Source organism: Metabacillus sp. SLBN-84 (assembly GCF_053629595.1).
The window spans coordinates 2575571-2596234 of the sequence record NZ_JBRJIP010000001.1; the positions used below are offsets into that span (position 1 = coordinate 2575571).

Annotated in this window: 22 protein-coding genes; 7 read left to right on the forward strand and 15 right to left on the reverse strand. The window is 44.5% G+C overall.

Going from position 1 to position 20664, the window contains the following annotated elements; genetic code table 11:
* Positions 1 to 319 precede the first annotated feature (319 nt).
* Positions 320 to 1261, forward strand: coding sequence for a COX15/CtaA family protein (locus RKD52_RS13160; RefSeq protein ID WP_454100053.1), 942 nt, complete (start codon positions 320 to 322; stop codon positions 1259 to 1261).
* A 28-nt stretch (positions 1262 to 1289) separates the two neighbouring features.
* Here the strand turns inward: RKD52_RS13160 and RKD52_RS13165 are convergent, their stop codons facing one another.
* The 5 genes from RKD52_RS13165 to glsA form a co-directional block, all read right to left on the reverse strand.
* Positions 1290 to 2714 carry a cryptochrome/photolyase family protein gene (locus tag RKD52_RS13165; protein WP_454100054.1) on the reverse strand — a complete coding sequence of 475 codons (1425 nt, stop codon included), beginning with the start codon at positions 2712 to 2714 and terminating at the stop codon, positions 1290 to 1292.
* Positions 2715 to 3023: 309 nt separating this feature from the next.
* Positions 3024 to 6467 carry a pyruvate carboxylase gene (gene pyc, locus RKD52_RS13170; RefSeq protein ID WP_454100055.1) on the reverse strand — a complete coding sequence of 1148 codons (3444 nt, stop codon included), beginning with the start codon at positions 6465 to 6467 and terminating at the stop codon, positions 3024 to 3026.
* Positions 6468 to 6536: 69 nt separating this feature from the next.
* On the reverse strand, positions 6537 to 7745 hold the full coding sequence (locus RKD52_RS13175) for an FtsW/RodA/SpoVE family cell cycle protein (RefSeq protein WP_454100056.1): 1209 nt from the start codon (positions 7743 to 7745) through the stop codon (positions 6537 to 6539).
* Between the two features lie 263 nt (positions 7746 to 8008).
* On the reverse strand, positions 8009 to 8290 hold the full coding sequence (locus RKD52_RS13180; RefSeq protein WP_369732935.1) for a YlaN family protein: 282 nt from the start codon (positions 8288 to 8290) through the stop codon (positions 8009 to 8011).
* A 112-nt stretch (positions 8291 to 8402) separates the two neighbouring features.
* A complete protein-coding gene (gene glsA, locus RKD52_RS13185) occupies positions 8403 to 9332 on the reverse strand; it encodes a glutaminase A (protein WP_454100057.1) in 930 nt (309 codons plus the stop codon).
* A gap of 134 nt (positions 9333 to 9466) precedes the next feature.
* Between glsA and RKD52_RS13190 the strand changes: the two genes are divergently transcribed.
* Positions 9467 to 9955, forward strand: coding sequence for a peptidyl-prolyl cis-trans isomerase (locus tag RKD52_RS13190; RefSeq protein WP_454100058.1), 489 nt, complete (start codon positions 9467 to 9469; stop codon positions 9953 to 9955).
* A 58-nt stretch (positions 9956 to 10013) separates the two neighbouring features.
* Here RKD52_RS13190 and RKD52_RS13195 read toward each other — a convergent pair whose 3' ends face one another.
* Positions 10014 to 11342, reverse strand: a complete 1329-nt coding sequence (locus tag RKD52_RS13195; protein ID WP_426864573.1) for a PhoH family protein — start codon at positions 11340 to 11342, stop codon at positions 10014 to 10016.
* Between the two features lie 170 nt (positions 11343 to 11512).
* On the opposite strand from RKD52_RS13195, the gene RKD52_RS13200 reads away from it, so the two are divergent.
* Positions 11513 to 12127 carry a YhcN/YlaJ family sporulation lipoprotein gene (locus RKD52_RS13200; protein ID WP_454100059.1) on the forward strand — a complete coding sequence of 205 codons (615 nt, stop codon included), beginning with the start codon at positions 11513 to 11515 and terminating at the stop codon, positions 12125 to 12127.
* 99 nt (positions 12128 to 12226) lie between these two features.
* Here RKD52_RS13200 and RKD52_RS13205 read toward each other — a convergent pair whose 3' ends face one another.
* On the reverse strand, positions 12227 to 12682 hold the full coding sequence (locus tag RKD52_RS13205; protein ID WP_454100060.1) for a pyridoxamine 5'-phosphate oxidase family protein: 456 nt from the start codon (positions 12680 to 12682) through the stop codon (positions 12227 to 12229).
* A 175-nt stretch (positions 12683 to 12857) separates the two neighbouring features.
* On the opposite strand from RKD52_RS13205, the gene RKD52_RS13210 reads away from it, so the two are divergent.
* Both RKD52_RS13210 and RKD52_RS13215 read left to right on the forward strand, forming a co-directional pair.
* Entirely contained in the window at positions 12858 to 13058 is a 201-nt protein-coding gene (locus RKD52_RS13210) for a YlaI family protein (protein WP_369732929.1), read from the forward strand.
* Positions 13058 to 13480, forward strand: a complete 423-nt coding sequence (locus RKD52_RS13215) for a hypothetical protein (RefSeq protein WP_454100061.1) — start codon at positions 13058 to 13060, stop codon at positions 13478 to 13480. Before RKD52_RS13210 ends, RKD52_RS13215 begins: the two co-directional genes overlap by 1 nt.
* Before the next feature lie 10 nt (positions 13481 to 13490).
* Here RKD52_RS13215 and RKD52_RS13220 read toward each other — a convergent pair whose 3' ends face one another.
* Genes RKD52_RS13220 through typA form a run of 3 tightly spaced genes read right to left on the reverse strand, consistent with a single transcriptional unit; the run spans position 13491 to position 15976 of the window.
* Positions 13491 to 13772, reverse strand: a complete 282-nt coding sequence (locus RKD52_RS13220; protein WP_454100062.1) for a hypothetical protein — start codon at positions 13770 to 13772, stop codon at positions 13491 to 13493.
* Positions 13769 to 14077 (reverse strand): YlaH-like family protein, encoded by a 309-nt coding sequence (locus RKD52_RS13225; protein ID WP_454101216.1) that lies wholly within the window; start codon positions 14075 to 14077, stop codon positions 13769 to 13771. Before RKD52_RS13225 ends, RKD52_RS13220 begins: the two co-directional genes overlap by 4 nt.
* Before the next feature lie 54 nt (positions 14078 to 14131).
* A complete protein-coding gene (typA, locus tag RKD52_RS13230) occupies positions 14132 to 15976 on the reverse strand; it encodes a translational GTPase TypA (protein WP_454100063.1) in 1845 nt (614 codons plus the stop codon).
* A 139-nt stretch (positions 15977 to 16115) separates the two neighbouring features.
* On the opposite strand from typA, the gene RKD52_RS13235 reads away from it, so the two are divergent.
* The gene (locus RKD52_RS13235) at positions 16116 to 16301 is read left to right on the forward strand and encodes a YlaF family protein (RefSeq protein WP_454100064.1); all 186 of its coding nucleotides are present in this window, start codon (positions 16116 to 16118) and stop codon (positions 16299 to 16301) included.
* Positions 16302 to 16360: 59 nt separating this feature from the next.
* On the opposite strand, the gene RKD52_RS13240 is transcribed toward RKD52_RS13235, so the two are convergent.
* The 3 genes from RKD52_RS13240 to RKD52_RS13250 all read right to left on the reverse strand — a co-directional run bounded on the left by RKD52_RS13240 (position 16361) and on the right by RKD52_RS13250 (position 17970).
* The gene (locus RKD52_RS13240; RefSeq protein ID WP_454100065.1) at positions 16361 to 16816 is read right to left on the reverse strand and encodes a GNAT family N-acetyltransferase; all 456 of its coding nucleotides are present in this window, start codon (positions 16814 to 16816) and stop codon (positions 16361 to 16363) included.
* Positions 16816 to 17607: an inositol monophosphatase family protein gene (locus RKD52_RS13245; RefSeq protein WP_454100066.1), complete on the reverse strand. Its 792-nt coding sequence runs from the start codon at positions 17605 to 17607 to the stop codon at positions 16816 to 16818. The genes RKD52_RS13240 and RKD52_RS13245 overlap by 1 nt, the downstream gene beginning before the upstream one ends.
* 174 nt (positions 17608 to 17781) lie before the next feature.
* On the reverse strand, positions 17782 to 17970 hold the full coding sequence (locus tag RKD52_RS13250; RefSeq protein WP_454100067.1) for a hypothetical protein: 189 nt from the start codon (positions 17968 to 17970) through the stop codon (positions 17782 to 17784).
* Positions 17971 to 18224: 254 nt separating this feature from the next.
* Here RKD52_RS13250 and RKD52_RS13255 point away from each other — a divergent pair, with 254 nt between their 5' ends.
* Positions 18225 to 18866 (forward strand): YktB family protein, encoded by a 642-nt coding sequence (locus tag RKD52_RS13255; RefSeq protein ID WP_454100068.1) that lies wholly within the window; start codon positions 18225 to 18227, stop codon positions 18864 to 18866.
* A 72-nt stretch (positions 18867 to 18938) separates the two neighbouring features.
* Here RKD52_RS13255 and RKD52_RS13260 read toward each other — a convergent pair whose 3' ends face one another.
* Positions 18939 to 19208: a UPF0223 family protein gene (locus RKD52_RS13260; RefSeq protein ID WP_369733086.1), complete on the reverse strand. Its 270-nt coding sequence runs from the start codon at positions 19206 to 19208 to the stop codon at positions 18939 to 18941.
* A 26-nt stretch (positions 19209 to 19234) separates the two neighbouring features.
* Complete coding sequence (locus tag RKD52_RS13265; RefSeq protein WP_454101217.1) at positions 19235 to 20191, reverse strand: NAD(P)H-dependent flavin oxidoreductase; 957 nt, start codon at positions 20189 to 20191, stop codon at positions 19235 to 19237.
* Positions 20192 to 20664: the final 473 nt, after the last annotated feature.

The following is a 20664-nucleotide window of genomic DNA, read 5'->3' on the forward strand; positions in this document are numbered from 1 at the left end:
TTGTCGAAATTGTGAAGCAGAACAGGAGAGCCGGCTAATTCATTGAAAAGCAATTCATTCACTGATACTCTAAAAATAAATGGCACACCTTTATGACCACGTTAACATTCTATCATACCTGTCAGGAATTTTTTATAGATAATGGAATCTTTTGCGAAAAAATGATTCTATTGGGATTTCTCCATATCATTCCTTTTCATTCATTCTGTTTTGCCAGTATAATAAACAGAAGATAGATATTGTCATTATTTGTTGCCTGCCGGACTTTAAAGTGTCCGGTTTTCATAAGCTCATTACTACGAATAAGAAGGTGAACATCTTGCATCGAGCATTAAAAGGAATTGGTGTGCTCACAACACTAGTGATGCTTCTTGTGCTTTTAGGGGGAGCACTCGTCACAAAAACGGAATCCGGCGCAGGATGCGGAGATTCCTGGCCGCTCTGCCACGGAGAACTGATTCCGTCTGAAATTACCCCGGAGCTTGTCATTGAGCTCAGCCACAGGGTTGTCAGCGGACTTGCGGGCATTCTTGTCCTGCTGTTGGCTGTAACTTCCTGGATCAAAATCGGACATAAGAGGGAAACGAAATTTCTGGCTGCTCTTTCTTTCTTTTTCCTGATTCTTCAGGCGCTTATTGGTGCAGCCGCAGTAAAATGGGGACAGTCTGATGCCGTTCTTGCCCTGCATTTCGGTATTTCTCTTATCTCTTTTGCATCAGTGCTGCTGCTCACCCTGCTGATTTTTGAAGTAGACAAAAAGTTTGATACAGAGTCCCTTATTATTGATAAAAGGATGAAATTCCACAGCATCGGCATCATCTGCTACACATATATCGTGGTCTATACAGGTGCATTTGTCAGACATAAGGGGGCAAGCCTCGCATGTCCGGAATGGCCGATGTGCAGCAACAGGCCATACGGGCTGCCTGGAACTCTGCATGAGTGGATTCAGATGGGCCACAGATTTGCAGCTGCTCTGATTTTTGTTTGGGTGGCATATGCTGCTTATACCGCAGTTAAGCACTATAAACATCAGAAAGCTGTCTATTATGGATGGATCATAGCGTTTGCCCTTATTTCCATGCAGGTCGCATCAGGCGCGCTTGTCGTATTAACCGGGCTGAACCTTGGCGTTGCCCTGGCCCACGCACTTATTATTTCCTGTCTGTTCGGAGTGCTGAGCTATTTCATTCTGCTGATCAGCCGCAACCGGATAAACCGTGAGGCTTTGAAGAACAACGAAGATAAGAAAGCCATATAAAAAAGAGAGGCATTGATGCCTCTCTTTTTTATATGCCCTGAAACATTTCAATTGCTTTTACCCGCTGTTCGCTGTGTATGACTGTAGGTTCCGGATAATCGTTTCCGATGATGCAGCCAGCTTCTTTCTGTTCCCCGCTGCTCATCTTCCACGGCTCATGAATCCGTTTAGCGTCTACGTCCCGAAGCTCGGGCACGTATTTTTTGATATACTCTCCATCAGGATCAAACTTTTTTGATTGTGTGACCGGATTAAACACTCTGAAGTACGGGACAGGGTCTGTTCCGACAGATGCTGCCCACTGCCATCCTCCAATGTTGGATCCGGGCTCATAATCGACAAGTTTTTCTGCAAAATACGCCTCCCCGAGCCTCCAGTCAAGCAGGTAATCTTTCGTTAAAAAGGAAGCTGTGATCATTCTCAGCCGGTTATGCATCCATCCTTCTGCATTCAGCTGCCTCATGCCCGCATCAACGATTGGATAGCCTGTTTTTCCTTCTTTCCACGCTTTCAGCCTCTCTTTATCCGTATTCCATTTAATTGTCCGGTAGCGCTGATCCGCTTCTTCATTCACGCTGTTTGGGAACTGAACGTACACCATATTATAAAAGTCCCGCCAGGCAAGCTCCTTGATGAATGTTTCTTTTCCCTTATCCTGAAGATGATCCTCACTCTGCATAATGTGGTGATAGACAGTGCGGATAGAGATGCTTCCAGTTTTTAAATATCTAGAGAGTCTGCTTGTCCCCGCTTCAGCCGGAAGGTCTCTTTTTTTATGGTAATCTTCCAATTTTTCGTCTGTAAACTCCTGCAGGGTTTTAAGAGCAGCTTCTTCCCCGACGTCCTCTCTTTCTTCAAGGCTGCCGATAATCTCCTTAAGCTTTTCAGCCCCATTACCAGGAAGGTCCTGCTTTGAAACGGTGCAGGCACTGAGTTTTTTCAGATCGATTTCGGCAGGCTGTTTTTTTTCAAGCTTGCTCCACGCTTTGTAATAAGGCGTGTATACTTTGTAAAGGGAGCCGTCCTGCTTTTTAACTTCCTGAGCCCCATGAAGGAAATGATCCTGAAACGTCCAGTACTCGACCTCATTTTCTTTCAGAACCTTTTTCACCTTGTCATCGCGTTCTTTTCCGTAGCCTGTTTCATCTTCATTAAATAAAAACAGGGTGATCTCAGGTATTTTTTTAATTAATGATTCCATTATTTCTTCAGTCTCGCCATACATCAGATGAAAGGCAATTTTATGTTCCCTGCAATGATCCATAAACGCCTTTAATGTCTGAAAAAAATAGTGATGGCGGAAGTCTGCCGGGTTTTCAAGAAAAGCCGGATTCAGCTGAAAAAACAAAAACAGCTTTCCGTTATGTTCTTCTGCCCATTTTACGGCCTCTGACAGGGCTGTATGATCCTGCAGCCTTAAATCTCTTCTGAACCAGACTGCTGCTGTCTTCATGACAATCACCTCTTTCATGATTGTACTGTTTTCCCCCGGCGAATGAAAGAAATGATAGGCTCGGTAAAGAACAAAAGCGTAAGCGCCAAAGTCCGCTCCGATAGGCAGATAAAAATCCGTCGGAAAAGTCCGGGTCCCGCCTTTTTTGACGGATTTGTTCTGGCAGAGGATTTAGGCGCTTCCGCTTGCCGAGGATAACATTGTTATGTAATCCACAGCCTTTTGCTCTTTATCATTTCCTTAACAAAGAAAAAGACAAGAGCCGGGTTCACACCGGGCTCTTGCCTTTTCGGTTTATATAAGTAAGAATTACTCAGTCATTTCAATCAGCAGATCACCAGTCTGAATGGCTTCACCGTTTGCAACATGAATCTCTTTTACGGTACCTGAGAATGGAGCCTGAACGGTCGTTTCCATTTTCATAGCCTCAGTGAGAAGAAGATGATCGCCCTTGCTTACTTTTTCGCCTTTTTCAACAAGTACTTTTATCACTGTTCCGGGCATTGTCGCACCAATGTGATCCTTGTTGCCTTTATCAGCTTTCATTTTGGCGGTAACCGTTGCCTTGACGTTTTCATCGCGGATGATGACTTCACGCGGCTGTCCGTTCAGTTCAAAATAAACGACCCGCGTACCGTCCGGCTGAGGTTCGCCTATTGATACTAGTTTTACGATCAAGGTTTTACCCTGTTCAATTTCGACTTCAATCTCTTCGCCAAGTCTCATTCCGTAAAGGAATGTAGGTGTATCAAGCACAGAAATATCACCGAATTGTTCAAACGTCTTTGCATAGTCAAGGAAGACTTTAGGGTATAGAGCATGGGCAATCGCATCGAAACTTGTCACCTGACGGCCAAGCGTTTTAAACAGGTCTTCTTTTAAAGCAGGAAAATCAACCGGCTCAAGCAGTTCTCCCGGTCTGACCGAAATTGGATCTCTGCCTTTAAGAATGATTTTTTGCAGTTCTTCAGGAAATCCGCCATGCGGCTGGCCGAGATAGCCTTCAAACAGCTCTACAACTGAATCAGGGAAATCAAGCGATTCGCCGCGCTCAAAGATATCATTTTCTGTCAGGTTGTTCTGAACCATAAACAGGGCCATATCGCCGACTACTTTAGAAGAAGGCGTCACTTTCACCAAGTCTCCAAAAAGATCGTTGACGCGTCTGTACATTTCCTTTACTTCATTCCAGCGGTCATCAAGGCCGACTCCTTTAGCCTGCTGCTGAAGATTGCTGTACTGTCCGCCGGGCATTTCATGCATGTAAACTTCAGAGTGAGGGGCATTCATGCCGCTTTCAAAATCCCGGTAATAGTGACGCACGCCTTCCCAGTACTGCGAAAGCTCTTCCAGTGCTTCAATATCAATATTCGGACGCCGCTCCATTCCCTGCAGAGCATGATAAAGGGAATTGGCGCTCGGCTGTGAAGTCAGACCTGCCATCGAACTCACCGCTGTATCCACAACATCAACACCTGCTTCAATCGCTTTGGCATATGTAAACAGGCCGTTTCCGCTGGTATCATGTGTATGAAGATGAACAGGGATATCAATTGTTTCTTTCAAAGCGGAAATCAGATCATAGGCAGCCTGCGGTTTAAGAAGACCCGCCATATCTTTAATTCCCAGAATATGCGCCCCTGATGCTTCAAGTTCTTTCGCAAGGTTCGTATAGTAGGCAAGATCATATTTTCGGCGGGAAGGATCAAGAATGTCGCCTGTGTAGCAAATAGCCGCTTCTGCAAGCTTGTTTGATTTTCTTACCGCTTCAATGGCTGGCCGCATTCCCTCTACCCAGTTCAGGCTGTCAAAAATCCGGAAAACGTCAATGCCGGCATAGGCTGACTTTTCTACAAATTCTTCGATCACATTGTCAGGATAGTTCTTATACCCAACAGCATTTGAAGCACGGAGGAGCATCTGCAGCAAAACATTCGGGACTTGTTTTCTGACTGTCAGCAGTCTGTCCCACGGATCTTCTTTTAAGAATCTGTACGCTACGTCAAATGTAGCGCCGCCCCACATTTCAAGAGAAAACAAGTTAGGAAGAAGTCTTGCTGTCGGCTCTGCAATATGTTTGATGTCATTTGTTCTCAGTCTTGTGGCAAGCAGAGACTGATGGGCGTCGCGGAATGTTGTATCTGTCAGCAGCACTTCGTTTTGCTCTTTCAGCCAGTTTACAAGACCTTCAGGCCCAAGCTTGTCAAGAATCTGTTTTGTTCCCTCAGGGACCGGTTCTGAGTATTTGACTTTCGGAATATGAAGCTTGTCAAATACAGGTTTCTTTTTCTTCTCAATGCCGGGAAATCCGTTGACGGTCACATTGCCGATATAGGAAAGCATCTTTGTTCCCCGGTCTTTTTTCTTCGGAAAAACAAACAGCTCCGGTGTCGAGTCGATAAAAGAAGTATCGTATTCACCTGACATAAACTTTTCATGCCTGATTACGTTCTCGAGGAACGGAATGTTTGTTTTAATACCGCGGATGCGGAACTCCCTTAAGTTTCTGATCATTTTGGCAGCTGCCTGTTCGAATGTAAGCGCCTGTGTTGAAAGCTTTACAAGCAAAGAATCATAGTGAGGTGTAATGACAGCTCCCTGGAATCCGTTGCCGGCATCAAGTCTGACTCCGAATCCGCCGCCTGAGCGGTAGGCCATAATTTTTCCTGTATCCGGCATAAAGCCGTTCAAAGGATCTTCTGTCGTCACCCTTGATTGAATGGCATAGCCTGTTACTCTGATCTCATCCTGCTGCGGTATGCCGATTTTACTGCTGTGGAGGGCATGTCCCTGTGCAACCATAATCTGCGTCTGCACAATGTCAATGCCAGTCACCATCTCAGTAATCGTGTGCTCTACCTGTACGCGGGGATTGACTTCAATAAAGTAGAATTCTCCGCCTGCTACAAGAAATTCAACCGTCCCTGCATTTACATAGCTGACATTGCTCATCAATTTCACAGCTGCATCGCAAATTTCCCGTCTGAGTTCTTCGCTTACAGATACGCTTGGTGCAACTTCCACAACCTTCTGATGACGGCGCTGAACCGAACAGTCGCGCTCATAAAGATGCACGATGTTTCCGTGGTCATCCCCGATAATCTGAACTTCAATGTGCTTTGGATTTTCAATCAGCTTTTCAACATACACTTCGTCATTGCCGAATGCAGCCTTCGCTTCAGATTTGGCGCGCTCATAGCTTTCTTTCACCTCAGAAGCACTTCTGACAATCCTCATGCCGCGTCCGCCTCCGCCAAGGGAAGCTTTGATAATGAACGGATATCCGTTTTTGCGTCCGAAATCAACTACATCCTCAAGGCTTGCAACAGGTCCGTCGCTGCCTGGAATGACAGGGATTTCTGCCAGTTCGGCCTGTTTTCTAGCTTTTACTTTGTCCCCGAACATATCGAGATGTGCGGATTTAGGCCCTATAAAAATAATGCCTTCTTCTTCGCATCTTCTTGCAAAGTGAATGTTTTCCGACAGGAATCCGTATCCGGGATGGATGGCGTCAACCCCGTTGTTTTTAGCAATTTCAATAATACCTTCAATATCAAGATAGGCATCGATCGGTTTTTTTCCTTCACCGACTATGTATGCTTCATCTGCTTTATAACGGTGGAAAGAGCCCGAGTCCTCCTTGGAATATACAGCGACCGTTCTGATGTTCAGCTCCGTGCAGGCGCGGAACACGCGAATGGCAATTTCACCGCGGTTAGCTACAAGTATTTTCTGAATTTTTTTCTGCGTCATAGGAATCCCCCTTAGGCTTCATCAGTTGTTCGATTAATAGTATAACACATTAGAAATTAGTATATCACTTTAATTTTGCTGAAAGGGAACCGCGTTGCCTTTCAGTTCAGCTGTTTTTTTCACTTCATCCTTCTGATAAACAGAGCGGTATTTAACAAACATTGAAATGTTTATTAGCAGCCCCATTGAAAGCATCAGCAGGATCATCGATGACCCCCCGTAGCTGATAAACGGCAGCGTAACTCCTGTTATCGGAAGAAGTCCGGTCAGACCGCCGACATTTATGGCTGTCTGAATGCCAATCATGCTTGAAATGCCAATGGCAAGAAGTGTGCCGAATGCATCATCGCAGCTGCGTGCTATATGAAACCCTTTCAACACAATAAAGGCCAGGAGAACAAGGACAAATAACACGCCAAAAATGCCAAGCTCTTCAGAAATGATGGCAAGAATAAAATCCGTGTGTGCTTCGGGAAGATAACCGTACTTCTGAATGCTTTCTCCGAGTCCAAGGCCTGTAAGTCCGCCTGAACTTATGGCGTAATAGGAATTCACAAGCTGAAAGCCCGCTCCTCCGGCATTTTCAAATGGATCCATAAAGCCTGTAAACCTGCTCATTCTTACTGGTGTAAAAATATCATTCCATTTCCAGATTATTAAAGGACTGACTATTGCAAGCATCGACAATCCAAGCACAATAAGTTTGACAATATTTTTAAGTCCCAGACCTGAACAAAGAACCATTGTCAGTGCAATCATGGCGATGATGGATGCAGAGCCAATATCCGGCTGCAGAATAATTAGCACACAAATGAATCCAGTAAAAATAATTGGAGGAAGTACTCCTCGTCCGAAATGTTCAATGTACGACTGCTTTTTTTCATATACAGCTGCGAGATAGAGAATGACGCTTAGTTTCACGAACTCTGCCGGCTGAAGCTTAAATCCGAAGAGTGAAAACCAGCTTCTTGCACCTCCTGCGACAGATCCAAACACAAAAATGGCCAGCAGCATGCCTATAGAAATGAGAACCACGCTTCTGAGAAAGAATGGCTGCAGATAGGCCCGGTATGGAAAAATCATACTCAGCAAAAGTACAATAAGCCCTGCCGCAATAAACAGCGCCTGCCTGTTAAAGAAGTGGTCACTGGTATATTCCCACCTTGCAACCGCTGAAATCATGCTGGAACTGTATACCATGACAAGTCCGAATCCGCACAGAAGAAGAACCGCAAGGATAAGTGAGTAGTCATATGATTTTAAGATTTTTTTTATCATTTTATCGCTTCCTATCGTTACAAGTTGCTGTTTTCATGATGAAGTTCTTTTCCTTTTATTGTTCGAGATTGGCAGACGGAATTCCTTCTGAAATCTTGCTTTCAGGGGCACGACTTATGGTAACGCGCTAAACAGGCGGAAACAAGTTAAAAAAGTATGTAGGTCTAAAGCTCCGGGATTGATTTACCTTATAAAAAAACTCAAACTGCATTTTTCAGGCAGTTTGAGTTTTCATTTTCATTCAGTAAGCTTTAACGCGAAGCTTATTTTTTCGTAAAAGCTTCATGAAGTGCAGACATTTCTCTCTCAAGTGTGTCGAGGATCGCTTTGCCTTCTCTTTCTTCGATGAGATCAAGCCTGACAGCAAAGTCAATCTCTCTTGAAAGTCCAAACATTTGTGTATCTAAAACCTCTTCGTAAAGAGGACATTGAGGCATCGTCAAATTGTCCATTTGGACTTGAATCAGCTTCGTAATTTTATCAGCATCCGCTTTTAAAAGAGCAAGTGCTTTTTCTCGATGATCAATTGCAATCTCAGACGCCAATTGAACCCCTCCGTTCCCGAGCGATTACCTTAATCTATCTATTAATATTATAGGGTAAGCGTGAAAAAATCAAGAAAAAACAGGGTGTTTCCCGCACGCCGGCCCTCTTTTGCTAAAAGATGCTCAATTCATATTTTTCTGACAAAAGATGGAGGAGTTTTATTCCTGCAATACTGTTCCCCTTTTCATCAAGAGACGGCCCAAAGATGCCGATTCCAAACTGATAGGGGACGATCCCCATAATTCCGCCTGAAACCCCGCTCTTTGCCGGAATGCCTACTTTTATTGCAAATTCGCCCGAAGCATTATACATTCCGCACGTTACCATAAAGGTTTTGCATATTCTGGCAATATCCTTTGGAATCACCTGCTGTTCAGTTTCGGGGTGCTTGCCGTCGAGCGCAAAAACAGCCCCTATCTTTGCCAGGTCCAAACTGTGCATCTCAATAGCGCACTGATTGGAGTATAAATCAATCAGATCTTCAACGTCCCCTTCAATGATCCCGTCTTTTTTCATGAAATAACAGAGCGACCTGTTCAGCCAGGCGGTTTCAAATTCAGACGCGGCCACATTTTTGCAGATGTTTATTTTCTTGTTAAACGTAAGCTTCCGTATAAAATCAATATACCTCAGCAGTTTTTCTTCCATTGTCGAGCCTTTAATCATATTTGTGACCGCAAGCGCACCGGCATTGATCATGGGATTCAGAGGGCGCTGTTTTTCGTGTGTTTCGAGTTTGACGATGGAATTAAACGGATCTCCGGTCGGTTCCATTCCAACTTTGCTGAAAACGTACGGCTCCCCGTGATCCATTAAAACAAGTGCAAGAGTCAGCACTTTTGATATACTCTGCAGAGTGAACGTCTTTTCAATATCCCCGGCAGACATACAGGAATTTTCCACATGGTAAATGGCAACGGACAAATCATCCGCTTCTGCTTTTCCAAGCTCAGGTATATAATCCGCTACTTTTCCTTCTGACGTCACCTTTTTCGCTTCTTCCACCAGTTCAGCAAGCTCTTCATTCGTCTTGCACGGCATTTCCGTTCACCTCATCTGTTCATCATTATGAAACGTAGTTTGCCCAATTAAAAGAATCAGCATGAGCGGCATGACAAAATACAGGAAAGCGCTTATACTTTACAAAGAGCTTACTAAAGGAAGGACGTGCAGCAATGGAATCCATCATTACTCTTACAGGAAATGTAGCCTATTCAATTACACTCGACCCGGGGGTCTGGATTTTTGATGACCGCAAAGTGGATCTGAATACTTATTTTGAAGAAAGCAGAGACTCCCTTGATGAGCTTGAGGAATACACTAAAGCTGTTTCAAAACACTGGGATCAGGAAATAAAAGAAGGTGCGCGGCTGCCGGAAGAAAGAAAAGTTACAAAAAAAGAAGCGCTGCTTAACGGAACGTTCGGAATTCCATTTTTCCCGTTTCTCCAAAATGCCGAGCCGAAAGCCGATGCACGAAAGGTCATTTTTTCCACTGGCGAAGGAGAAATTGAACTGACTTTGAAAGAAGCCTCAAACGCCGTACTCGGCTTCAGCAGAAACGGCAAACCCCTTGCTGATGTTGGGCCTGCGACTCTTTACTATGGTGACGGAAGCAATAAAGACAATCCTGTTAAAAACATAAAAAAAATAATTGTTGAATAGAAAGCATTCTCTGCTTTCCCATAAGAAAGCCGCTGAGATCAGCGGCTTTTCGTGTTTTTTATAACAAATCAGCTGCCAGCTGCGCGAGGCCAGAGCGCTCACCTTTGACAAGTCTGACATGCCCTGCAATCTGCTGGTCTTTAAATTTCTCCACAACATAGGTTAACCCGTTGTTGTATTCATCCAAGTAAGGATGATCAATCTGCTCGGGATCCCCCATGAGGACAATTTTGCTCTTTTCCCCTACCCTCGTCAGAATTGTTTTCACTTCATGCTTGGTTAAATTCTGAGCTTCATCAATGATGATGAACTGTTCAGGAATACTTCTTCCTCTTATATATGTGAGGGCTTCTACTTCAATTGAACCCATTCCGGCAAGAATGGCATCCAGTTCTCCCGGCTTTTTGGCATTAAATAAATATTCGAGGTTATCATAAATCGGCTGCATCCACGGTCTGAGCTTCTCCTGCTTTTCCCCCGGCAAATAGCCGATATCTTTTCCGACCGGCACAATCGGCCTTGCGACAAGCAGTTTTTTAAATGATCCCAGGTCCTCTGTTTGCATAAGTCCAGCGGCCAATGCAAGCAGCGTTTTGCCTGTTCCCGCTTTCCCGATCAGCGTCACAAGAGGCATATCGTTTCTCAGAAGCAGCTCCATCGCCATTGTCTGCTGTACGTTCCTCGGTTTTATCCCCCAAATATGATCATGATCAAAGACCAGACGTTTTACCTTTTTCCCGGTTTTGTCCACAATTCCAATAGCAGATGATGAACCGCCGAGAGCATTTTTCATAATGACAAACTGATTCGGATAAAATGGATGATTTGTCACCTCTGCCAGAATCAGCTCATTTTTTTCGTAAAACCTGTTTAGATCATCCCCGCTTATATACAAATCAAGATAGCCCGTGTAGATCCGGTCAATCTCAACCACTCTGTCGCTCAGAAAATCTTCTGCAATGAGCCCGATTGCATCAGCCTTAACTCTGACCAGCGTATCTTTGCTTACCAATATGACAGGTCTGCCGTTTTCGGTTGTCTCTTCTTCAATTGACAGATTTTTCGCCACCGCAAGGATCCGGTTATCATTTGTTTTTTCAATAAAAATCTCCTGCAGCTCGTGAAACGAGCGGTGATTCAGTTCAATTCTTAAAAAGCCTCCGCCCGGCAGCGGTATTTTTTCATGCAGCTTTCCGATGAGCCTTAGGCTATCAATGAGTTTGGAAACATGTCTTGCATTTCGTCCTATTTCATCCATATACCTTTTTTTTGAATCGACCTCTTCTAGAACAACTGCTGGAATGACTACTTCGTTCTCTTCAAATGAAAAAATGGAATTCGGATCTTGAAGTAAGACATTCGTATCCAAAACATAGATTTTACTCAACCTTCCGCCTCCTACCTTATACGGGTTTTTAGAGCGTGCTGCGCGTGCTCGGGGTCCTGAAATAATCAAGCTGTAATTGAAGCGTTGCTAAAATATATGAAATGGTGCATAAAGATAGAAGATTTATCGGACAATAAAATTAAAAAGCATGGTCTAAAAGGAGTGATTACATGCGCAGTATGACATTTTCAGCATTGGTCCTTGTGCTTATGCTTTCAGCCTGTTCTTACAATCAGGGATCAGAACAAAACCGTTCTGAAGATCAAAATGGAAAGCCGATGAACGTCAGGAACTCTGTCAATGAGCCGGTTGAAAAGAAAACAGGCCAGCAGATTTCACGCCGCCTCGTTGATCTTGCAGGCCGGGTGCCTGGTGTAAATGATGCCAGCGCCGTTGTTCTCGGAAGATATGCCATTGTAGGGATTGATGTGAACTCAGAGCTTGACAGAAACAAGGCTGAATCCATTAAATATGCGGTTGCAGAAAGCATTCAGCACGACCCGTATGGTGCAAATGCTGTTATCATTGCAGATGCTGATACGACAGTGCGTCTAAAAGCAATCGGCAAAGACATTCAGCAGGGCAAACCGATTTCAGGCATTCTTGATGAGCTTGCTGCCATTGTCGGACGCGTGATGCCCGAAATCCCGAATGATGCTCTTAACAATCAAAACCGCCATAACAGACCGACTGAACAGGACAACAATCAGCTCAACTCAAAAGAGCAAAAAGAGCTTGACCGCGAACAGAACGATCAGTCAGAGAACCACTTAAACAGAAACTAACTCAAAAGCGCAAGCGCTTGACGACGAAAACTAATCGTAATATTCACCGGAAACATGAATACTTCCATATCAAACACAAAAAGCTTAGTTCATCCTGAACTAAGCTTTTTTCATGGCTTCAAGAACCTGGCCGTCAAGCTTAGCTGCTGCTTTTTCATCATATGTTTTTTCATATGCTGGTTCAGCCGAAATTTTCGAACCGTAAAACATCACATCTCTTACTTCAGAGATCACCAGTTCAATCAGGGCAAGCTTCAGAGGGACAGATTCAAGTTTTTCTTCCTTTATATGTGCATTTCCGTTAATTGTATATGTAGACTCGTTTGCAAGCAGCGTCAGAGCTGCAGCAGGATGCTTTTTGATATTTTTGACAATCCGCGAGCGGTTATCAACGGCAAGGTACACCCGCTCCTCATCCGGTGCAAAAACCCAGGAGACGGCCGACACATTCGGAGCGCCTGTTTCAAAGTCAATTGTGGCAAAAACAGCAAAACGTTCTTTCTGGAGATTGTCAAACAAGGGCTGAATCAATTTGGTTTCTGACTTATTAGCCATTTTCTTCCCTCCATATTCGTTGTATAATGCTATCATACCTTTTTTTTCTAATGCTTGCTACATTCAAATTCGGACATCCTTTTTGCCGATAAATCTCCGCTGCCTGCTGAACTTACGAATGGAACAGGCGGCTTAATCAAATCATTATCTCCAAAAAATAAGAATGAGGTGTCACATGAGAGTAAAATGCGTGCTGTGCGACAAAGTTGAAACGATCCATGATGAAACACTCCAGGCGAAGCGTCTGCGCAACAGGCCAATCCATACATATATGTGCAAAGAGTGTGAAATCAGAATTGAAAACCGGACAATTGAACGCGCAAATACCGGGAATTTCAAGCTTTACAGAGATAAAAAAACAGAGGACAGCTGGTAGTGGCACTGAGAGGCGCCATTGCCGGCCTACTGAGCGGAATTCTTTTGGGGCTTTTTCTTAAATTTGCCGAACAAGTCAGCGGCGAAAAAGTATATGTTTTATTGCTTAATATCGACTTTATATATAGCAGGCCTCTCCCTGAACTGGCTGAATTCATTCTTCATTTGGCGGTGGCCGTCGCAATCGGCATCGTCTGCAGCTGGATGACCCGTGCTTTCAGACTGTCTGCCGGAAAAGTATGGGCTGCGTCTTTCCTCCTTACCCTGCCTGCAGCCCTCCTTTATTTCCCTCTCACCATTCTTGCTGTTAAAGAAACACCCGGCATTTTTAATATTGAAGCGATCTGCTGGTGGATCGCCGGCCATATTCTGTTTGCCGCAGTGCTTGCGGCATGCATACACAAAAAGACACCTCGGAGTTGAGGTGTCTTTTTTAATAGTTCTTATATTTTTCAGGCTCAGCTTCAATCTGCTCAATCATGCTGTCAATCAGTTCAACGGGAAATCTGGATGATTTCAGTTCCCCGTTCAGCTTATATGCGACCAGGTACATCACTTCGTCCTTTTGGACAGAAATTTCCTGTATATCATGATTTTCCTTCAGCAGCTGATCAAAAAGGCTGAATGTATCTGCTGCTGCCGTGTCTTCAGGACGGGCGTCTGCCACTGTTTTAATGGAGAGCCAATTGTAGAGGGAGTCCTGAATCGACTTCATGTTGCGGCATCCTGCTGCTCGGCTTTTTTTGACCTGTGGAGTCTGATTTTATAAATAATCAAAATCAGAGCAGCCACAATAAGTCCTTCTGCAACAGGCAAAAACGCTCCTAAAAACGTCAGAACCGTACAGCCGAACATCAAAAACAAGTAGATGACAATTGTCTGAAGAAGGGGAAGCTTTTTAGCAAACCCCAGCTTGAATACGATAATTGACAATCCGAGAATGACCAAATATAAGATATTTGCCCCTGTTTGTGTATCGGGTTCAGTTGCCGTATAAATGCTGTAGGCAACCGGCCACATACTTTCGTATACGTTCATCCCGCTATCCCCTCCATTGCACGTCCAGAGTCAGACTTAAAGCAATCCTGCAAGCTTTTTCTTTTTAGCCTGCTTTTCGCGTTCGTTCTTATCAAGAATTTTCTTTCTCAAACGGATTGAAGTAGGCGTAAGTTCGCAATACTCATCTTCGTTCAAGTATTCAAGAGATTCTTCAAGTGACATGATGCGAGGTTTTTTCATTGTGCTCGTTTGATCTTTGTTCGCTGAACGGATGTTTGTCTGCTGCTTCATTTTGCAGATGTTGACAACAAGATCGTTTTCGCGGTTGTGCTCTCCTACGATCATTCCTTCATACACGTCTGTACCTGCATCAAGGAAGATGATTCCGCGGTCTTCAATTCCCTGGATACCGTAAGTCGTTGACTTTCCGTTTTCCATTGAAATCAGTACACCCTGACGGCGTCCGCCAACCTGGCCAGGCTGCATTGGCTGGTAGCTGTCAAATGTGTGGTTAATGATGCCGAAACCGCGTGTAATAGACATGAACTCAGTAGAGTAGCCGATTAATCCGCGTGCAGGCACGTTGAAAATCAAACGGACTTGACCGTTGCCGTTGTTGATCATATCAAGCATTTCGCCTTTGCGGGCACCAATTGATTCCATAACAGAACCAGTATGCTCTTCAGGAACATCGATTTGAACACGCTCAACCGGCTCACAGCGTACTCCGTCAATTTCTTTTACGATAACTTCAGGTTTTGAAACCTGCAGCTCATAGCCCTCGCGACGCATGTTTTCGATCAGGATAGAAAGGTGAAGCTCACCGCGTCCTGAAACGATCCACGCATCCGGAGATTCTGTGTTCTCAACACGAAGGCTGACATCTGTCTGAAGCTGCGCCATTAAACGCTCTTCGATTTTACGTGACGTCACATATTTTCCTTCGCGGCCTGCAAATGGGCTGTTGTTGACAACAAACGTCATTTGAAGGGTAGGCTCATCGATGCGGAGGATAGGCAATGCTTCCTGATGCTCAACCGGGCAGACTGTTTCCCCTACGTTGATGTCTTCCATTCCGGAAACGGCAACAAGATCCCCTGCCTTAGCGCTTTCGATTTCAACGCGTTTTAATCCCTGGAATCCGAATAATTTCGTTACACGGAAGTTTTTGATGCTTCCGTCGATTTTCATTAATGAAACCTGCTGGCCGACAGTCATCGTTCCGCGGAATACACGGCCGATTCCGATACGTCCTACATAGTCATTGTAGTCAAGAAGAGCTACCTGGAATTGAAGAGGCTCATCTGTGTTGTCAACTGGTGCAGGAATGTTCTCAACAATAGAATCAAATAATGCAACCATGTTTTCTTCCTGATCAGCAGGATCCGGACTTGTGCTTGCCGTTCCGTTCATTGCAGATGCAAAGATAACCGGGAACTCAAGCTGTTCTTCCGTTGCATCAAGTTCGATGAACAGGTCAAGAACTTCATCCACCACTTCTTCAGGACGTGCAAAGTCGCGGTCAATTTTATTGACAACAACAATCGGCGTCAGCTTTTGCTCAAGTGCTTTTTTCAGCACGAAGCGTGTTTGGGGCATACATCCTTCATAAGCGTCAACAACAAGAAGTACGCCGTCAACCATTTTCATGATTCGCTCTACTTCTCCGCCAAAGTCGGCATGTCCTGGTGTATCCATAATGTTAATGCGTGTATCTTTATAGTTAATTGCCGTATTTTTTGCCAAGATCGTGATTCCGCGCTCGCGTTCGAGGTCGTTTGAATCCATCGCTCTTTCTGCAACTTGTTCGTTCGCACGGAACGTTCCTGCCTGGTGAAGCAATTTGTCTACAAGCGTCGTTTTCCCGTGGTCTACGTGGGCAATAATCGCAATGTTTCGAATATCATTTCGAAGTTTCACATTTTCATCTCCTAAAAATTTAAAATAACCTAGTGTATTATACCACAAACTTTTGTAGAAAAAAGAAATCATTTTATGTAAACTGATAAAAGGGGCAGTATTTTCTGTCCAAACCGCTTTAAAGGGGATGAAAACAACGATGAAATCCGGAAAATGGATTTTCTTTCTTTTGGCTTTTACAGCGGCGGCATCTATGGTTGCAGTCGGCATCGCTGTCGGGCAAAGAAGTATAATCGGAGTCGTTCTCTCGCTGCTTGCACTTACTGGAGCAATGGGATTTGGCTTTGCCACAAAAAAGAAAATGCGCGATAAAGGAATGCTTTAGAGAGCCTGGATATATGTCCGGGCTTTATTTTTGTTTTTTCGCCGCATGAAAAAAACCTGCTAAGCAGGTTTCACTGTAATCATATAATCTTTACCATCCGCATCCCGTTCAAGCTTCAGCTGCTCGAAGCCGCACGATGCGAGAAATTTCAGCCAGTCAAGCTTTTCAGCCGGACAGCCGGCAAAAACGGCTTTATGGCCTGCCTTCTTCAGATTGGCTGAGATGTGCGAAACGATTTCTTTTCCGTACCCTTTTTTTCGCTGATCTTCTTTAACTAGTACCGTTCCAAGCCATGGTTTCTCGTTTGAAGGAGACCAGCTGATATGAAAAGAAATGCCGATTGCTTCGTTATTGCAGCTCCAAATCTGCCATTCCCCGTTATACATCTTATGAGAGATCATGTACTCTGAAGCCTGCTCCGGGAGGCATTCTTCCTTTTGCCATGCAAGGCTTGAAGAAATGAGCTCCTTGAAAAATTCCAGATCTGCATCCTCGTATGGTCTGCTCTCGATCATTATTTAATTAGGTACTCATTCAATATCGTTTCATGAATTCCTTTTTTCGCTACAAAAATGCTGTTTTGTCCAAGCATATTGATTGGTTTTCCATCAAGAGTGGTTGCTTTTGCTCCGACTTCCTCAAGCAGCACTAGGCCTGCTGCAAAATCCCACGGGGCAAGCCTCAAAGTGATGTAGGCGTCAAGCCTTCCAGCTGCTACATATGCGCATTCAATCGTTGCTGAGCCATATGATCTTGTCCCTCTGACCGCTTTTGCAACAGGAACAAGTTTATTATGGTCAAATCGTTTATTCTCCATGACCCAGGTAGCGTTCAGGGCTATGACGGCTTCATTCAGCGGCACATCTTTAAGCTTAGGAAGCTCCGTATCATTCATATAGGCGCCTTTTCCTTTAACCGCATGGTAAAGCTCGTCATGCACCACATCATAGATGAGGCCGACCTGTCCGACGCCGTTCTCATAAATTCCAATGGAAATGGCAAAATTGCGCTGCTGGTGAACAAAGTTCATCGTTCCGTCGATCGGATCAACAATCCAGATAACGCCGTTCATCGACTCAGGCTTGTCCCCAAAACCTTCTTCTCCAAGAATTTTATGCCCGGGATATGTATGGTTGATTTTAGAAATTAAATATTGTTCTGTTTCTTTATCCATATTCGTAACGAGATCATCGGGATTTGATTTGGCCTGAACAGACAGTACCTTCTGAAAAGACTGCCTGATTTTTTCTCCTGCCTCATATATCCACGTTTTCGCATCCTCTTCAATCTTAGTCCAATTTTCCATGTATAAACCTTCTTTCTATGTAGGTAACCTAATTGCAGGGTTAAAGGCTGTGAACGACTTCTATATAGTAAGAATAACGCAATGAATTTAAGAAACGCAAGCGCTCTGCGGGGAGGATATGTCTGCTCAGATAAAAACGAACCCTGTGCTGAGGTTCGCTTTTGTTTGCGGCTGCTATGCCTGAAGTCTGAGCCATTCTTTTCTGAGTCTCTCAAGCTTGCGTTTGCATTCATTCTTCTTCGTTTCATCATTATCGGTCATGGCGTCGTAAAGGGTGGCCAATTCATAGTCCAGTTCGAGCTTTAGCACCCCTATGCGATGATCTGATTCCTTTTGTCCTGTCGTTCTGACGATTTGTTTCATCTTTCTACCGCCCCTTTCAAAAATTGTCTATAATTGTTAACCGGTGACTTTTAATCGATTGACTTAATTTTCTGATATTTTTATATATGATATGAGATATGGAAATAGGATGCAACTTGGAAGTGAAAATTGTGTATTTACCTATTATTTTTTAAATACCACATTGAAGGAGTGTCGAAACGTGCAAGTTCCTTTCGAATATGCGCACACCTGTGCTAAACTGATTCCATTACCTGCAAACGGGAGGCAATCATATGGAATTTAAAGGTTTTACAAATGAAGATTTTGATGTCTTTAAAATAGATGGACTTGATCAGCGGATGGAGGCGCTCATTTCAGCTGTCAGACCAAAGCTTGAAGTGCTCGGGGAAGTGTTCGCGGATGAGCTGTCGGCCATGACGGGAGAAGAGATGTTCCCTCATGTTGCAAAGCATGCCCGCCGGTCGGTTAACCCTCCGAATGATACGTGGGTGGCATTTGCAGGCAGCAAACGCGGCTACAAAATGCTGCCGCACTTCCAGATCGGACTTTGGGAGACACATGCTTTTGCCTGGTTTGCTGTCATATACGAAGCGCCGGTAAAAGAAGAATACGGTGAAGCGATTGAAAAAAACTGGAGCAAATTGAAAAAGAATATTCCTGATCACTTTGTCTGGTCAGGTGATCATACGAAACCTCAAACCCTTGTTCAGAAAGAGTTGAGCAATACGGATCTTCAAAACCTGTTCAAGCGTCTTCAAACCGTTAAAAAAGCTGAATTACTCTGCGGCATCAGGATTGACCGCGATGACGCAGTAAAGATGAGCGGTGACGAATTTATCAGCACCGTACAGGATGCATTCAAAACACTTCTCCCGCTTTATAAGCTCTCTCAAAAAGCTGCGGTTAAGGCTTAAAACTCAGACAGGGTACCATCCTTAAGAGGATGGTACCCTGTTTTGCTTTTCGGACGGAATATACCGCCCTTTTTACATCTTAATCATTTCAGCATCGCTGTTATCTTTGCTTTTTTTCACAGCCCTGTAGGTAGAATAGCCGCTTATTTCCTCAAAATCATCGCAAATGTTTTTTTCCTCTGCTTTGCTCGGGACAATTTCTTTAAACCTGCGGTATTTCTTCATAAAGTCTTCTCTGCTGATCCCCTTTTCATAGGCTTTCTCCACTGCCTGAAAAAACGAGATGACGTCGATGATTTCTGCTGTCGACCAATCCGGCTGTATTGGATATTGATAATCCACTCTGTTCACCTGCCTTTATCCTGCTGCTAGTTCCATTTCCCTCTGATTTCCGAGGCTTCTGATATAATTCTTGAAAACAGCTCATCCACACTCGGAACATCCCTGATCAGGCCTGTAACCTGGCCTGCCCAGGCAAAACCATTGTCTATCATACCATCATATATGTATCTTTTGTTAGCTTGTCCGCTAATATAATCTTTCAGCTGCTCATAATCTGCCTTTTTTTGCTCCATGTCAAGAATGGTGTCCGTCCACGTACCTGCAAGCGCCCTTGCAGGTGTACCGATACTGCGTTTAATCACGACTGTATCTCTTTCAGAACTGTTCACAAGGGCTTTCTTGTATGCCTCATGGGCATGGGTGCATTCCTTTGTAGCGATAAACCTTGTCCCCATCTCAATTCCTTCTGCACCAAGACTTAAAGCAGCCATGAGGCCTCTTCCATCTCCAATTCCGCCTGATGCAATGACCGGGATGGAAACCGCATCCACAACCTGCGGAATGAGGACAAATGTACCTGTATCATCCCGTCCGAGATGTCCTCCGCCCTCCTGGCCGACAACCATAACAGCATCAGCTCCGAGTTCCTCAGCTTTTTCGGCCTGCCTTCTTGCAGCCACCAGCACAAGCTTTTTCACATTTACCCCTTTTAATTGATCAAAAATGGGTGCAGGGTTTCCTCCTGTCATCGTAATCACGGGAACTTCTTCATCAATAGCCACCTGAAGCAGGTCAGAATAAGGTCTGCCGTGCTGGCCGACTGCGAAGTTGACGCCAAACGGCTTATCAGTCTTCATCCTGACTCTGGCAATCTCTTCTCTCAGCAATTCAGGCTCTCCAAGCGACATCGCCGTGATCTGCCCAAGCCCCCCGGCATTCGACACTGCCGCAGCAAGTTCCGAATAAGCGAGGTACGCAAGACCTCCCTGTATAATCGGGTACTGAATATTAAGCATATCGGTTATTCTTGTTTTCCAATTCATCATGATCCCCCTCCCATTAATAACTTCCTCTATATCCACTTCTCTTAAGACAGCCGTTCTCCTTCTTGCTGTGGTGAAAAAAGGGGTGAATAAATAGATATCGGGGTAAATCAAGTCATCTGGATTGACGACACTTCCGAAGATCCCTCAACGGTAAAAATGGCACCACTATGAGGAATGATGCCATTTTCGAAGTCCTTCAATGGCAAAACGGCGCCACTTTGGGGAATGACTCCACTTTTGTAGATCCTTCAACGGTAAAAGTGGTACCACTCAACGTAATAACGCCACTTTCGAAGATTCCTCAACGGTAAAAGTGGTACCACTATGGGGAATGACACCACTTTCGAAGATTCCTCAACGGTAAAAGTGGTACCACTCAACGTAATAACGCCACTTTCGAAGATTCCTCAACGGCAAAAGTGGCACCACTCTGCGTAATGATGCCACTTTCGAAGACCCCTCAACGGTAT

Bases quoted from the DNA above. Each gene is read 5' to 3' on its own strand.
- RKD52_RS13165 (WP_454100054.1), bottom strand. From the start codon at position 2,714: ATGAAGACAGCAGCAGTCTGGTTCAGAAGAGATTTAAGGCTGCAGGAT.
- pyc (WP_454100055.1), bottom strand. From the start codon at position 6,467: ATGACGCAGAAAAAAATTCAGAAAATACTTGTAGCTAACCGCGGTGAA.
- RKD52_RS13175 (WP_454100056.1), bottom strand. From the start codon at position 7,745: ATGATAAAAAAAATCTTAAAATCATATGACTACTCACTTATCCTTGCG.
- glsA (WP_454100057.1), bottom strand. From the start codon at position 9,332: ATGCCGTGCAAGACGAATGAAGAGCTTGCTGAACTGGTGGAAGAAGCG.
- RKD52_RS13190 (WP_454100058.1), top strand. From the start codon at position 9,467: ATGGAATCCATCATTACTCTTACAGGAAATGTAGCCTATTCAATTACA.
- RKD52_RS13200 (WP_454100059.1), top strand. From the start codon at position 11,513: ATGCGCAGTATGACATTTTCAGCATTGGTCCTTGTGCTTATGCTTTCA.
- RKD52_RS13205 (WP_454100060.1), bottom strand. From the start codon at position 12,682: ATGGCTAATAAGTCAGAAACCAAATTGATTCAGCCCTTGTTTGACAAT.
- RKD52_RS13210 (WP_369732929.1), top strand. From the start codon at position 12,858: ATGAGAGTAAAATGCGTGCTGTGCGACAAAGTTGAAACGATCCATGAT.
- RKD52_RS13220 (WP_454100062.1), bottom strand. From the start codon at position 13,772: ATGAAGTCGATTCAGGACTCCCTCTACAATTGGCTCTCCATTAAAACA.
- RKD52_RS13225 (WP_454101216.1), bottom strand. From the start codon at position 14,077: ATGTGGCCGGTTGCCTACAGCATTTATACGGCAACTGAACCCGATACA.
- RKD52_RS13235 (WP_454100064.1), top strand. From the start codon at position 16,116: ATGAAATCCGGAAAATGGATTTTCTTTCTTTTGGCTTTTACAGCGGCG.
- RKD52_RS13240 (WP_454100065.1), bottom strand. From the start codon at position 16,816: ATGATCGAGAGCAGACCATACGAGGATGCAGATCTGGAATTTTTCAAG.
- RKD52_RS13245 (WP_454100066.1), bottom strand. From the start codon at position 17,607: ATGGAAAATTGGACTAAGATTGAAGAGGATGCGAAAACGTGGATATAT.
- RKD52_RS13250 (WP_454100067.1), bottom strand. From the start codon at position 17,970: ATGAAACAAATCGTCAGAACGACAGGACAAAAGGAATCAGATCATCGC.
- RKD52_RS13255 (WP_454100068.1), top strand. From the start codon at position 18,225: ATGGAATTTAAAGGTTTTACAAATGAAGATTTTGATGTCTTTAAAATA.
- RKD52_RS13265 (WP_454101217.1), bottom strand. From the start codon at position 20,191: ATGAATTGGAAAACAAGAATAACCGATATGCTTAATATTCAGTACCCG.